Genomic DNA, 14,719 nt, shown 5'->3' with positions numbered 1-14,719 from the left:
ATGGGGTTAACTGCACAGGTTCATGTAGCTGGAAAGTGTTCGTAAAAAACGGTGTAATTACCTGGGAGAATCAACAAATTGATTACCCTTCCTGTGGACCAGATATGCCAGAATTTGAACCAAGAGGATGTCCACGTGGAGCTTCCTTTTCGTGGTATGAATATAGTCCACTTCGAGTGAAATACCCTTATATGCGTGGGAAGCTATGGAATATGTGGCAAAAAGCTTTACAGGAGTACGGAGATCCTATCAAAGCATGGGCGAGCATTGTAGAAGATGAAGAAAAGTCTAGTACATATAAACAAGCACGCGGGAAAGGTGGGCATGTCCGAGTTAGTTGGCGTGATGCTACCCAACTAATTGCCGCGCAATTAATTTATACAATTCAAAAATACGGACCAGACCGAATTGCTGGGTTCACACCAATTCCAGCAATGTCAATGGTTAGTTACGCTTCAGGAGCTAGGTTTTTATCATTATTGGGTGGAGAAATGTTAAGTTTTTATGATTGGTATGCTGACTTACCTCCATCTTCACCGCAAATTTGGGGCGAACAGACCGATGTACCGGAATCAAGTGATTGGTTTAATGCTGGATATATTATTATGTGGGGATCGAATGTGCCATTAACAAGAACGCCTGATGCACATTTTTTAACTGAAGTTCGTTATAAAGGGACAAAAGTAGTCTCCGTTGCACCAGATTATGCGGAAAGTGTTACTCATGCAGATGACTGGATTGCTGCAAATCCTGGAACGGACGCAGCGGTAGCACAAGCAATGACCCATGTTATTTTAGATGAATTCTACGTGAAGAGGCAAGAAGAAACATTTATTAATTATGCGAAGCAATATACAGATATGCCTTTTCTAATTATGTTGGATGAGCATGAAGATACATACAAAGCGGGGCGTTTTTTGCGTGCGAGTGATTTGGGTGTTGAGACCGACAATGCAGAATGGAAACCTGTCATTATTGATGGAAATACGCAAAATATCATAGTCCCAAACGGAACGATGGGGCAGCGCTGGGAAGAAGAAGCGAAATGGAATTTAATTTTAGAAAATGAAGATGGAACATTGATTGATCCTGCTATGTCAGTGGTCGATCATGGTGCGGAGTGGACGGACATTGTTTTCCCTTTTTTCAATGATCAAGGAGACGGAACATTTACTCGTTCAATTCCAGTGAAAAAGGTTACGCTTGCTGACGGTTCGACGTGCCTTGTTGCAACAGTGTATGATTTAATGCTTAGTCAGTATGGTGTAAAAAGAGAAGGTGCACAACATGTGGCGAATGGGTATGATGATGAAACATCCATTTACACACCTGCATGGCAAGAAATAATTACAAATGTTAAACCTGAACTGGTTATCCAGATTGCCCGCGAGTTTGCCCAAAATGCACTAGATACAGGCGGACGTTCCATGATTATTATGGGGGCAGGAATAAACCATTGGTTTAATAGTGACACCATCTATAGAGCGATTTTAAACTTAGTCACGTTAACTGCTTCCCAGGGAGTAAATGGTGGTGGCTGGGCTCATTATGTAGGTCAGGAAAAATGTCGACCGATTGAAGGTTGGAATAATATTGCTTTTGCTAGAGATTGGCAAGCGCCACCTAGACTACAAAATGCGACATCTTTCTTCTATTTTGCTACTGATCAATGGAAATATGAGGAGGCGGGCACGGATTCATTACAGTCACCATTAGGAGGGAATTCCAGGTATAAACATCCGGCAGATTATAATGTGCTTGCAGCAAGACTAGGTTGGTTACCGTCTTATCCGCAGTTTAATAAAAATAGTTTACTTTTTGCAGAAGAAGCGGCAAAAGCGGGTAAGAAAACAGATGAAGAAATCATTCGACATACAGTTGAACAACTAAAAACTGGTCAAACAAAATTCGCTATTGAAGATCCTGATGCATCTGAGAATTTTCCACGAACTTTATTTGTTTGGCGTTCGAACTTAATCTCTAGTTCCGCTAAAGGACAAGAGTACTTTATGAAACATTTACTTGGATCGACATCAAATTTGTTTGCTCAACCTAATGAAGAAATGAAGCCAGAGGAAATAGAATGGCGTGAAGAAGTAGAAGGAAAATTAGATTTGTTAGTCGCTTTAGATTTTAGAATGACGACGACGCCAATCTATGCGGACATCGTTCTTCCAGCGGCAACTTGGTATGAAAAGGAAGATTTATCCTCTACAGATATGCATCCATTTGTGCATCCATTTAATAGAGCGGTAGACCCTTTATGGCAAGCACGTTCTGACTGGGATATTTACCGAACGATTGCAAAAGAGTTTTCTGAAATGGCAAAAACGCATCTTCCAGGAATTTATAAAGATTTAGTAACAACGCCACTTGGGCATGATTCACCGCAAGAAATTGCCCAACCATATGGAGAAGTGAAAGATTGGAAAAAGGGTGAAATCGAAGCTATTCCAGGTAAAACAATGCCAGGAATGCAAATTGTCGAACGGGATTATACAAAAATCTATGATAAATATGTTTCGCTTGGACCGAATATTGAAACAGGAAAAGTTGGTGCACACGGTGTAAACTTTTCGGTTAAAGAAGAGTATGACATGTTAAAAGGCATCAATGGGGTTCATTTTGATGATACGATTAAAAATGGTTTACCTAAACTTCATACTGGAAAACAAGTAGCTGAAGCAATGCTAACATTATCCTCTGCAACAAATGGACGCGTTTCACAAAAAGCATTTGCAGCGGCAGAGGACGATACAGGGATGGAATTAAAGGATATTTCAGCGGATCGTGCTGCGGAACGTTTTACCTTTCAAAGCATCACTGCACAACCACGAGAAGTAATTCCGACACCGGTATTTAGTGGATCGAATAAGTTAGGACGACGTTATTCACCATTTACGACAAATATTGAACGGCTTGTACCATTTAGAACATTAACAGGCAGACAACATTTCTACTTAGATCATGAAATGTTTATGGAATTTGGCGAATCCTTACCGATTTTTAAACCAACATTGCCGCCAATGGTATTTGGATCTCGTGATAAAGAAATTAAAGGTGGGCAAGATGCGCTCGTTTTACGTTATTTAACACCACATGGAAAATGGAATATCCATACTACCTATCAAGATAACCAGCATATGCTGACATTGTTTAGAGGTGGTCCAACTGTTTGGATTTCAGATCAAGATGCGAAGGAACATGATATTGAAGATAATGCTTGGCTGGAAGTCTACAATCGGAACGGTGTTGTGTTAGCACGTGCGGTTGTCAGTCACAGAATGCCTAAAGGGACGATGTTTATGTATCATGCCCAGGATAAACATGTTCATATGCCGGGTTCTGAATTAACAGATACACGTGGTGGAAGCCATAATGCACCGACCCGAATTCATATGAAGCCAACCCAAATGGTTGGTGGGTATGCACAACTCAGTTACGGTTTTAATTATTATGGACCAATTGGAAATCAACGAGATGAATATGTTGCGGTTCGGAAAATGAAGGAGGTAAATTGGCTTGAAGATTAAGGCGCAAATTGCAATGGTAATGAATTTGGATAAATGTATCGGTTGTCACACATGTAGTGTTACATGTAAGACGACGTGGACAAATCGTGAAGGTGCGGAGTATATGTGGTTCAACAATGTGGAAACAAAGCCTGGAATAGGCTATCCGAAACGTTGGGAAGACCAGGAAATGTATAAAGGCGGTTGGAGACTTAAGAACGGAAAATTGGAGTTAAAATCAGGTTCAAAACTTTCTAAAATTGCATTAGGGAAAATATTTTATAATCCAGATATGCCGGAAATGAAAGATTACTATGAACCATGGACATACGACTACGAAAATTTAACGATGTCAGAAGATGTGGAGCATACTCCGGTTGCTCGTGCGAAGTCTTCTATAACGGGTGAATATATAGATCCAGAATGGGGACCGAACTGGGAGGATCAATTGGCTGGAGCGCATGTAACCGGACCAGTAGATCCGAATATTGAAAAAATTGAAGAAGAAATTAAATTTAATTTTGAACAGGCATTCATGATGTATTTACCAAGACTATGCGAACATTGCCTAAACCCTAGCTGTGTTGCATCTTGTCCATCTGGAGCAATGTATAAGCGCGATGAAGATGGGATTGTACTTGTTGACCAGGATGCATGTCGTGGCTGGCGTTATTGCATGACAGGTTGCCCTTATAAAAAGGTATATTTTAATTGGAAGACAAATAAAGCGGAAAAATGTACGTTCTGTTTCCCAAGAATTGAGTCAGGACTTCCGACTGTATGTTCAGAAACGTGTACAGGGAGAATTCGCTACTTAGGTGTACTTTTATATGATGCAGACCGTGTGCAAGAAGCTGCATCGACACCAGATCCAAAAGATCTATACAAAGCACAATGTGATCTGTTTTTGGATCCGCATGACCCGGAAGTAATGGAGCAAGCTAGAAAAGACGGGATTGCCGAAGATTGGATTGAAGCGGCACAAAACTCGCCTGTCTATAAACTTGCGATTGAACATAAACTGGCATTTCCATTACATCCAGAATATCGGACACTTCCAATGGTTTGGTATGTACCACCACTTAGTCCGATTATGAATTATTTTGAAGGGAAAGACTCGATTAAAAATCCAGACATGATTTTCCCAGCAATTGAAGAGATGCGGATACCGATTCAATATTTAGCAAATATGTTAACTGCCGGGGATACAGAAACGGTAAAAGGTTCCTTGCAACGTATGGCAATGATGCGCTCATACATGAGAGCAATTTCTTCTGGGAAAGACTTTGATGAGTCACGATTGGCGCGAGTTGGCTTAACCGCTCATCAGACTAAGCAAATGTATCGTTTGCTTGCGATTGCCAAATATGAAGATCGTTTCGTTATCCCAACCTCCCATAAAGAAGCACAAATGAACGTATACCGCTCCCAAGGATCAGCAGGATATGACGAGATGGGTAGTGGAATCGGCATGCCTGATCAAAATCAATACAGTTATTCGATGTTTGATTCTAATGGTGATTGTAGTGGTTGTGGTCCAATTTCCCCACAGCAACAAGGGATGACAGGAGAAGATATTTATAAAGAGAACTTTTACGGAGGGATTTGGCGTGATTGATCTCGATAAGCTTTATGAAGAAAAACGTATCTTCCACTTTTTTTCCGAGCATTTGTCGTATCCTGAAACATCACCGTTTTATCTGGAGCGGTTGGGGGAAGAGATTCCTCCAACGCATCCAAGCTATGTTGAAATAAATAAATACTGGAACATAATGAAGGATAAAAGTTTAGCTGAACTGCAAACGATGTATACAGAGATTTTTGACTTTCAACGGGACGCAACATTATTCATGACTTATGTAAAATATGAAGATTCCAAGGAAAGAGGGCAAATGCTAGCTCGTCTGAAAGTGTTATATGAAATGTTTGGTTTACATATGCCTAAAGGGGAACTGGCTGATTTATTACCACTTATGTGTGAATTTGTTTATGCGGCAGAATGGAAAGGAGACCCTCGTGCACAAACGAGTTTTTCCTTGTTACTTGCAGTGCTAGAAGATGGATCTTATCATTTGATGAATGCGTTAGAGAAATATAAAAGTCCTTATTACCATTTAATCAAAGGGATGCGTGAGGCATTCAAAGCCTGTATTGTCCCAAAGGAGGTTCCTGCCAATGATTAACCAGTTCTTGTGGGTTATTTTTCCGTATGCTTGTATCGTTGTTTTTATTGTTGGACATATTTTTAGATATCGCTACGATCAGTTTGGATGGACCGCAAAATCTAGTGAATTCATAGAAAAAAAGCAATTGATGATTGGAAGCTTCTTATTTCATATTGGAATTATTCCGGTTTTTTTAGGGCATGTGTCAGGACTTGGTATTCCTAAGACATGGACGCGAGCACTTGGAATTAGTGACCAGCTTTATCATTTTGGTGCCGTTTGGATAGGTGGATTTTTTGGATTAGTAACTTTTGTAGGAATGTTCATCCTAACTTCGAGGCGATTTACGAAGAAAACAGTCCGACATTTATCTTCTGCATCAGACCTAATTGTTAATACATTACTACTTTTCATTGTGTTTATCGGTGTTTATGCCTCGCTTGTCACAAATAATTTAGTACCAGGTTTTGATTATCGTGATTCTCTTTCCGTTTGGTTCAGGTCATTATTTACTCTCCAGCCAAATGCGGAATTAATGCTTGGTGTACCAGTAGCATTTAAACTGCATGTTTTAGCCGGTTTTTTAATTTTTGCCATTTGGCCATTTACAAGACTTGTTCACGTATGGAGTGTCCCTTTAAATTATGTTGGTCGCAGTTATATTTTATATAGAAGGCATGAACAGCCTTCACGAAAAAGGAAGACGAGCTAGTGTTTAGCAGGAGGTTTTTTACACATGGTTACACGATTGGATACGATAATTCAAAATAAAATTGAAAGCATAAGAAATCAGTGTGAGTTCGATTTTATTAAATTAGCTTTTTTTCAAAGATATGAGATGGATATAAACACAAAGTCTGTGTACGCATCTGGTAATCGTTCAATGCGTTATATGCGTATCGTTTTACAGACGCGAATAGGACTGGCAGGGCAAGTATTAAAGACGGGAAGACCAGCTTTTGTTATTAATGTTGATGAAGAAATAAAACAGTCAGATTTTCACAAGTATCCAATCATTATGGCTGAAGGCTTAAAGAGTTTAGGAGCCTTACCCCTTTTTAAAGAAGAGCAAGTAATTGGAGTCTTATTGGCCGGGTTTAGGACGAAAAATAAAATGACGTATGAAATAATAGAACGATTTAAAAGTGAAGTGAAATCGGAATTTGGTTCCTTAGAGAATAAGGAGTTGAAGAAAAGTTGATAAACATATCGCAAATTCCTTTGGAAGAAATAGTAATGAATCTATTTAATAACTCAAATGAAAAAATGTTTATTTTTGATTCGAGTAATAGAGTAATTGCGATGAATCAGGCTGCAAAGGATATTTTAAAAGATGATGTTTTCCATAGCATGCTTTTAGGAAAACCAAATGCAATTTGTGGGACTTGTCAAGGGTATACGACTGAAGAGGAATTACGTACATGTAAATCATGTTATGTTATAAATTCTAGTGGAGAGTTCCTTTCTTTTCAAGTATATTTGGACACGATAAACAAGGGAGTTGTCCCCTATACTGCAAGCTTTCAAACGATTGATTCGGAAAATGGGATTCGTGTACTAATGCTACGTGATTTATCAGAACAAATGAAAAGACACGAATTATTACATGAAAAATTACAAGTAAATCAGATTTTAAAAGCGCAGGAAGAGGAAAGAAAACGTATTTCAAGAGAACTTCACGATAGTGTAGCCCAAGAAATGCTCAGCTTACTTGTTGATATTCGGGTACTAAAGTATATGACCTCTGACGAGAGCATTATAGCTAAAGTTCGCAAAACTGAAGGGACGCTTATGAGACTCCTAGAGGATATTCAACATTTATCTGTTGAACTAAGACCGTCGACATTAGATGATCTTGGACTTGAAGCCGCTTTTCGGGCACATTTTAAAACAGTTGAAAAAAATTACGGACTAATGATCCATTTTGTTTCAAATATTGGATCAAAGAGATACGAAGAAGAAATTGAAACAGTAGTTTATCGGGTCTGTCAAGAAGCAGTATTAAATGCCTTAAAATACGCAGACGTTGATGAAGTATATGTTGAAATTTTAGAACAAGACAAGTGCTTACGTTTATCTGTCTTAGATAAAGGGTGTGGATTTTCAATAGATAATATAAATCCCGAAGGAACAGGGCTTGGACTATATGGAATGAAAGAACGAGCCGAGTTGGTTAAAGGAAATCTAGATATTCAATCTACTATAGGCGAAAGTACGATGGTTGTTTTGGAAGTTCCTCTTCAAGGAGGCAGGCAACAATGAAAATAATCATTGCGGATGATCATGCTGTTGTACGGAGTGGATTTATGCATTTACTTAATTTTCAAGAGGATATGAAAGTGATTGCTACAGCTGCTGATGGACGTGAAGCATATGAACTAACTGCAAAATATAAACCGGATATTTTATTGTTAGATTTAAGTATGCCTCCAGGGGAAAGTGGGCTTATTACAACTGGTAAGATTAAAGAAAATATTCCAGAAACAAAAATTATCATTTTGACGATGTATGCAGAAGAAGAATATTTATACAACGTATTAAAAAGTGGGGCATCTGGATATGTGTTAAAAAAGGCACCTGATGAGGAGTTATTGACTGCTATTCGAACCGTCTATATGGGAGGGACTTATATTGATCCTTCCATGGCTCCATCACTTGTACGTGAATTTTTAAATAAAAATGACGCTAACCCTTTTCAGCTATTAACACAACGTGAGTTGGAAGTACTTCCTTTAGCTGCAAAAGGATACGGGAATAAAGAAATCGCTGCGAAACTTTTTATTTCTGTTAAAACAGTCGAAGTACATAAAGCGAATATAATGGGAAAACTAAATTTAAAAAGTAGACCTGAACTTGTCGAATATGCGCTCAAAAAGAAATTGTTAAACTTTTGAAGAGGTGGTGGGAAGATGAAAAGATATACAGCGTTTACATTTGATCTACCAGCTTTAAGAGTGATCGAAAATGAACACCATTTATTACGATATATGATGGATCAATGGCATCCAATTGTATTATATTTTGAACGAAATGTTTATTCGGTTGCTGAAGGGCATAAAGCTTTACTAGATTTACGTTCTAAGTTAGCACATTTTAAAGGAGTGCTAGTTAAACATTTTCAAAAAGAGGAAAAATACTTATTTTCCAAACTTGTGCAATATGTAGGTGATGAACAAGGGCCTGTCGTTGCGGTAGAAGAGGAACACGAAGAGATAGCTGCGTATATTGAACACTTTCTTCATCATACAGAAGGGGATTTAGTTCATCTATCTTTACAACAAATGAAGGAAATTGTCCAAGATGCAGGTGAAGCGTTTGAAATAATAACTTTTCATTTCATAAAAGAGGAATCGGTTATCTTTCCAATGGTGGAAGAAATATTAAAGCCGAATGAACAATATGCTTTATTTGAGAATCTATATTCCTCAATCATTTAGATTTCATAATAGGAGAAATGAGCTGATATGAATGATTAGAAAAATTCAACTACCACTACAAACATCCAACTTAGTTGTCGGGTTTATGATCTGGGTGCTAATTTCCTCCTTGTTACCATTTATTCGTGAGGATATTGCGATTGCACCAGAAAATGTAGCAATCGTTACAGCCATACCTGTTGTGCTCGGGTCTGTGTTAAGAATTCCACTTGGATATTATGCAAACGTATTTGGAGCACGGATTATTTTTGCTGTTAGCTTTATTTTATTGTTGTTTCCCGTTTATTATTTAAGTATCGCAAAAACGATGACGGACTTAATCATTGCGGGTACTTTTCTAGGGATAGGTGGAGCAATATTTTCTGTAGGGGTAACATCCTTACCAAAATATTACCCAAAAGAAAAACATGGATTGATCAATGGTATTTATGGAATGGGGAATGCTGGGACGGCAATTTCCACGTTTGCGGCACCCGTAGTGGCTGCTCAATTTGGCTGGCCTTTAACCATTCGATTATACTTAGTGTTGCTGCTTTTTTTCATCGTCCTTAACTTTTTCCTTGGTGACCGAAAAGAACCAAGATCAAAAGAACCAATTATGGAACAGATTAAAAGTGTTTATAAAGATCAAAAGTTGTGGTTTTTCTCTTTGTTTTACTTCATTACATTCGGTTCTTTTGTAGCATTTACCGTATTTTTACCAAGTTTTCTTGTTGATTTTTTTGCACTTGACAAAGTTGATGCGGGGTTAAGGACAGCTGGGTTTATTGTGATTGCGACAGCAGTAAGACCTATCGGTGGTTGGTTAGCGGATAAATTTCAACCGTTATTTATTTTAATGGCAGTTTTTGCAGGATTAACGATCGCGGCAATTATTTTGGCATTTTCTCCAGCTATCGGATTATATACGGTTGGTAGCTTGCTCATTGCACTTGCAGCTGGAATTGGAAATGGTGTCATATTCAAACTCGTTCCGTTTTACTTCAGTAAACAAGCAGGGACTGTAAATGGAATCGTATCGATGATGGGAGGGCTTGGCGGGTTTTTCCCACCACTCTTATTATCGACCATTTTTACGATAACAGGTTCCTATTCAATCGGGTTTATGGCTTTCTCCCAAGTAGCACTCGTTAGTTTAGTCCTTGTCTTATGGCTCTATTATATGGATCGTTTAACGCTATCCAAAGAGGTATTTGATTCAACGGGGCAAGGTATAATTGTTACAAATTCAGCAGGGAAAATTGTCTCCGTTAACCCAGCTTTTACACAGTTAACTGGCTATGAAGAAGCGGAAGTAATCGGAAAAAATCCTAACGTGCTAAGTTCAGGCCGGCAAGATAAAGCATTTTATGAAGAAATGTGGAGTCAAATTACAAATGAAGGATTGTGGCAAGGAGAAATTTGGAATAAAAAGAAAAATGGCGAAGAGTATTTGCAATTATTGTCGATAAGTACAGTGAAAGACGAATCCGGAGATGTCGTTCGATATGTCGGTACGTTTAGTGATATAACGGATTTATAAAAAAGGCGACCGGAATTTTGCCGGGAGCCTTTCGTCATTTGGATAATTATAGTATAGTCAAGATAAAGAGCTGATAAGGGGATGAACGGGGATGTTAAGAAAACCGATACCAGTGAAAGAAGCAGTGCAACTTGTCATCGATCATTGTGAATTAGTAGGAACGGAAACGATTCCTCTTGAGCATGCGTACGGAAGGATTCTTGCTGAACCAATTATCGCAGAACATGATGTCCCACCATTTAATCGTTCTGCTTATGATGGATATGCAATTCGGGCAGAGGACTCGGTAAATGCTACGGCGGAACGACCAAAAGCTTTTCTTGTGATTGGAGAGATTGGTGCAGGACATATCGGAGAGCGAGCACTTGGGGAAAAGGAAGCTTATCGCATTATGACAGGTGCGATTTTACCTGAGAATGCAGATGCGATTGTTATGCTTGAAGAAACAGTAGAAACAGATGAAGGATTTACAATTACTAAAGTCTATAAAAAAAATGATAATATTTCTTTTCAAGGGGAGGACGCAAAACAAGGTAAAATACTTATTGAGGCAGGATCTTTTATCCATCCAGGGACAATTGCACTCCTGGCAACATTTGGTTATGCAAATGTTAACGTTTCTAAAAGCCCGACAGTGAGTATTATTTCAACTGGTACCGAACTGCTTGATGTAAGTGAAGCCCTTAAACCAGGAAAAATTCGGAACTCAAATGGGCCAATGTTACAAGGCCAGTTAGACCGAATGGGAATTGAATATAAATCATTTGGCATGATGGAAGATGATTTGGATGCTTGTACGGAACTTGTTGAAAAGGCATTGACGGAATCGGATATTGTCATTACAACTGGAGGTGTTTCAGTTGGAGATTACGATTATTTGCCAGTGATTTATGAACGCCTCGGGGCAAACGTGTTATTTGATAAAGTGATGATGCGACCTGGAAGTGTAACAACTGTGGCAGTGCTTGGGAATAAATTTTTATTTGGGCTTTCTGGAAATCCATCGGCATGTTTTACAGGATTTGAATTATTTGTTCGACCAGCCATTTTAAAAATGATGGGCAGTACCTCGCCATTTATCCCTAGAATGAAAGCTAGATTGGGAGAAGATTTTCCCAAAAAGAATCCTTTTACAAGATTCATCCGAGCAAAATGGGAAATGGGAGCTAGTGGACCAATTGTTGTACCAGCAGGTTTCAATAAGTCAAATGCCGTTTCTTCCATTGCAAGAGGAAATTGTATAATTGTTTTGCCAAGTGAAACGGAAGGATTTAAGAAGGGAATGGAAGTAGATATTTTACTACTTGGTCAAGAGCTTGGGGTGGCTACATGGGATCTGTAAAAACACTTCATATAGTCGGCTTTAAAAATAGCGGCAAGACAACATTGATTAATAGATGGGTTCGGTTATTAAAGGAAAAAGGTTACAATGTTTCTGTCGTAAAGCATCATGGGCATGGGGCAACACTCGATATGCCTGATGCGAAAAAAGATTCCATGCAATATTTATACAGTGGCGCGGATGTTTCTTTAGTGGCAGGTGGTGGTTTTACCCAGCATATGATCAATCGTGAAGCAAGTTTTAAAGAATTGAAGCAACTCGCTGTTTGGAATGATCCTGATGTCGTTTTAATAGAGGGATATAAAGCAGAACAAGGTGAAAAGGTCGTCCTTGTTCGAAATGAGGTGGATTGGCAGGAACTTAAAAGTATAGAAGGAATTGTATTAGTGATCGGTCTGGAATCTACGAGTACATACGAACAAATAGAATCTCGCAATGAAACAAAAGCTTTGGATGCCTGGCTGTTGGATTGGATTGCAACATAGCATTTTCGCATAAAATATTTAAGCGTGCAATATGGTAGAATAGAAAGAATACTATAAAGGAAGTCTTATATGAGTAAAAAGCGTGTCGGTATTTTATTAGCCGGTGGATTATCTAGAAGGTACGGCTCACCAAAGGCATTTGCTGAAATGAATGGGAAAAATTTTCATGAACTTGTGTATGAAACGCTACATTCAGTATGTGATGAAGTCATAGTGGTGACTAGGAACGAATTTATTGATTGGTTTCCGAAAGAATATCATGTTATTGTGGATATACAAAAGTATTCTGGATTTGGTCCGCTTGCCGGGATTTATTCTGCTATGGAAGCATTAGATGCTGATCAATATGTCGTATTGCCCTGTGATATGCCGCTCATAACTTCTTCAATTTTGAAAGAGCTTATTAACTATCATACAAAAGAAGTTACTGTCGCTACATCTGAAGGGCATTTACAACCACTTGTGTCGGTATGGAATAAAAATGTAAAAAGTAAAATCCGTGAATCGTTAGAAAAAAGAGAACTTAAAATGACGGATGTGTTAGAAAAAACGGATATGGCCCAAGTTGATGGAAGTCATTTGGCGTGTTCACCCAATTTTTTTATAAATGTCAATACACCTGAAGAAGATAAGGAGATGAGAAAATGGAAGCCATTGTAGATAAGTTTGGAAGGCCGATCCGTGATCTTCGTATTTCGGTTACCGATCGGTGTAATTTTCGTTGTACGTACTGTATGCCAAAAGAAATTTTCGGAGACAATTATGCTTTTTTACCGAAAGATGCATTACTAACATTTGAGGAAATTTCGCTTTTGGCTAACATTTTCGCGAATCTAGGTGTGAAAAAGTTAAGACTAACTGGTGGAGAACCACTTTTACGGAGTGAATTACCAGACCTTGTTAGAAAATTAACTGAAATTGAAGGAATTGACGATATAGGGTTAACGACAAACGGTGTCTTATTAGGTCGTTATGCAAAAGAATTGTATGAAGCGGGCTTACGCCGATTGAATATAAGTTTAGATGCCATCGATCCATTCGTATTTGGTGAAATGAATGGTCGTGGAACAAACCCACAAATTGTTCTTAAAAATATTGAACTTGCTAAAGAAATGGGCTTTCAAATGAAAGTAAATATGGTCGTTCAAAAAGGGGTCAATGAGCAGGAAATTTTGCCGATGGCGATGCATTTTAAAGAGCGTGGGATAACACTTAGGTTCATTGAATTTATGGATGTTGGAAATGATAATGCTTGGAGTTTTGACAAAGTCGTTTCCAAAAAAGAGATATATGAGCTATTGCGTAGTGAATTTGATTTGGAGCCGGTAGATCCTGATTATTTTGGAGAAGTAGCCCAGCGCTATCGCTATAAAGATAACGGAGTAGAGGTCGGATTTATTACCTCTGTTTCTGAATCATTCTGTTCTTCATGTACAAGAGCAAGGCTATCATCTGATGGCAAGCTGTATACTTGTTTATTTGCATCCTCAGGATTTGATTTAAGAGAGTTAATCCGTTCAGGTAAGTCAGAAGAAGAGATAATGGAAGCGGTAACATCTATATGGGCACAACGTACCGATCGGTATTCAGATGAGCGAACAGAACAAACCGCCAAAAATCGTAAAAAAATTAATATGAGTTATATTGGAGGATAATTGGCGACCAATAAACAGTCTACAAATCGGGGAAGCAAATCAAAATGATTGTTATTCTCCGATTTTTGTATTCAGAAAATGGGTAGGTAGATGACTTATGCGCGTAGTCTCGTGATTATAACTGATATTTACGGTGTACTTGATCATACGTTTCTGTTGTCGAATTCGGTGGGTGCTCTTGTTCCCTGCTCAAAATAAAAAAGATACAAGGGAGATAACTCGTATCTTTTATCTAACAATCGCGCTCGTTTGAACAAAAAAGCGAAGGCGCAGTCCCTTTCAAATTGCGTTAGCAATTAGTGGGGGTTAGCCTTCGCGGTCTTGATTTTCGATATACTTTTTTATTACTTCTATAGGAGCTCCGCCTGTTGTTAAAATTAAATAACTACGACTCCAAAAATAAGGCTTCCAATAATATTTTGCAAGGAATTCCGTAAATTCTTTTCTAATATACCTAGAAGTTACCGTTTTAAAACTATTAATTGTGTTCGCTAAATTTATCTGTGGTGGTGCCTCAAATAAAATATGCAAATGATCTTTATCAGAGTTTATCTCCAAAATTTCACAATTCCATTTAGTAAATAGATTTTCAGCTACCTCT

General features: G+C 38.4%; 14 protein-coding genes. 13 read left to right on the top strand and 1 reads right to left on the bottom strand.

The annotated features are described in order from the left end of the window. From ACPYKA_RS05590 to moaA, 13 genes are all read left to right on the top strand, one after another. Nucleotides 1-3,533: nitrate reductase subunit alpha (locus ACPYKA_RS05590; protein ID WP_479541403.1), on the top strand; the 3,533-nt coding region annotated here is incomplete at its 5' end. Beyond that, entirely contained in the window at nucleotides 3,523-5,130 is a 1,608-nt protein-coding gene (gene narH / locus ACPYKA_RS05585) for a nitrate reductase subunit beta (RefSeq protein WP_479541402.1), read from the top strand. The genes ACPYKA_RS05590 and narH, both read left to right, overlap by 11 nt. After that, nucleotides 5,123-5,695 (top strand): nitrate reductase molybdenum cofactor assembly chaperone, encoded by a 573-nt coding sequence (locus ACPYKA_RS05580; RefSeq protein WP_479541401.1) that lies wholly within the window; start codon nucleotides 5,123-5,125, stop codon nucleotides 5,693-5,695. Before narH ends, ACPYKA_RS05580 begins: the two co-directional genes overlap by 8 nt. Next, nucleotides 5,688-6,389, top strand: coding sequence for a respiratory nitrate reductase subunit gamma (narI, locus tag ACPYKA_RS05575; RefSeq protein WP_479541400.1), 702 nt, complete (start codon nucleotides 5,688-5,690; stop codon nucleotides 6,387-6,389). The genes ACPYKA_RS05580 and narI overlap by 8 nt, the downstream gene beginning before the upstream one ends. Nucleotides 6,390-6,413: 24 nt before the next feature. Next, on the top strand, nucleotides 6,414-6,878 hold the full coding sequence (locus ACPYKA_RS05570) for a GAF domain-containing protein (protein WP_479541399.1): 465 nt from the start codon (nucleotides 6,414-6,416) through the stop codon (nucleotides 6,876-6,878). A 35-nt stretch (nucleotides 6,879-6,913) separates the two neighbouring features. Beyond that, complete coding sequence (locus ACPYKA_RS05565; RefSeq protein WP_479541398.1) at nucleotides 6,914-7,939, top strand: sensor histidine kinase; 1,026 nt, start codon at nucleotides 6,914-6,916, stop codon at nucleotides 7,937-7,939. After that, entirely contained in the window at nucleotides 7,936-8,571 is a 636-nt protein-coding gene (locus ACPYKA_RS05560) for a response regulator (protein WP_479541397.1), read from the top strand. The genes ACPYKA_RS05565 and ACPYKA_RS05560 overlap by 4 nt, the downstream gene beginning before the upstream one ends. Before the next feature lie 15 nt (nucleotides 8,572-8,586). Next, entirely contained in the window at nucleotides 8,587-9,114 is a 528-nt protein-coding gene (locus ACPYKA_RS05555) for a hemerythrin domain-containing protein (protein ID WP_479541396.1), read from the top strand. Between the two features lie 31 nt (nucleotides 9,115-9,145). After that, on the top strand, nucleotides 9,146-10,636 hold the full coding sequence (locus tag ACPYKA_RS05550) for a nitrate/nitrite transporter (protein WP_479541395.1): 1,491 nt from the start codon (nucleotides 9,146-9,148) through the stop codon (nucleotides 10,634-10,636). 91 nt (nucleotides 10,637-10,727) lie between these two features. Further along, on the top strand, nucleotides 10,728-11,978 hold the full coding sequence (locus ACPYKA_RS05545; protein WP_479541394.1) for a molybdopterin molybdotransferase MoeA: 1,251 nt from the start codon (nucleotides 10,728-10,730) through the stop codon (nucleotides 11,976-11,978). After that, nucleotides 11,966-12,463 carry a molybdopterin-guanine dinucleotide biosynthesis protein B gene (mobB, locus tag ACPYKA_RS05540; RefSeq protein ID WP_479541393.1) on the top strand — a complete coding sequence of 166 codons (498 nt, stop codon included), beginning with the start codon at nucleotides 11,966-11,968 and terminating at the stop codon, nucleotides 12,461-12,463. The genes ACPYKA_RS05545 and mobB overlap by 13 nt, the downstream gene beginning before the upstream one ends. 69 nt (nucleotides 12,464-12,532) lie before the next feature. Beyond that, nucleotides 12,533-13,123, top strand: coding sequence for a molybdenum cofactor guanylyltransferase (locus ACPYKA_RS05535; RefSeq protein WP_479541392.1), 591 nt, complete (start codon nucleotides 12,533-12,535; stop codon nucleotides 13,121-13,123). After that, nucleotides 13,108-14,118, top strand: a complete 1,011-nt coding sequence (gene moaA, locus ACPYKA_RS05530) for a GTP 3',8-cyclase MoaA (RefSeq protein WP_479541391.1) — start codon at nucleotides 13,108-13,110, stop codon at nucleotides 14,116-14,118. Before ACPYKA_RS05535 ends, moaA begins: the two co-directional genes overlap by 16 nt. A 306-nt stretch (nucleotides 14,119-14,424) precedes the next feature. On the opposite strand, the gene tnpA is transcribed toward moaA, so the two are convergent. Continuing rightward, the coding region (gene tnpA, locus ACPYKA_RS05525; protein ID WP_479541390.1) for an IS200/IS605 family transposase at nucleotides 14,425-14,719 on the bottom strand (295 nt) is incomplete at its 5' end.

The organism is Pseudogracilibacillus amylolyticus (SeqCode) (assembly GCF_051918545.1).
Taxonomy (GTDB): domain Bacteria; phylum Bacillota; class Bacilli; order Bacillales; family Amphibacillaceae; genus Pseudogracilibacillus.
This window is presented reverse-complemented; position numbering and strand designations above follow the sequence as displayed.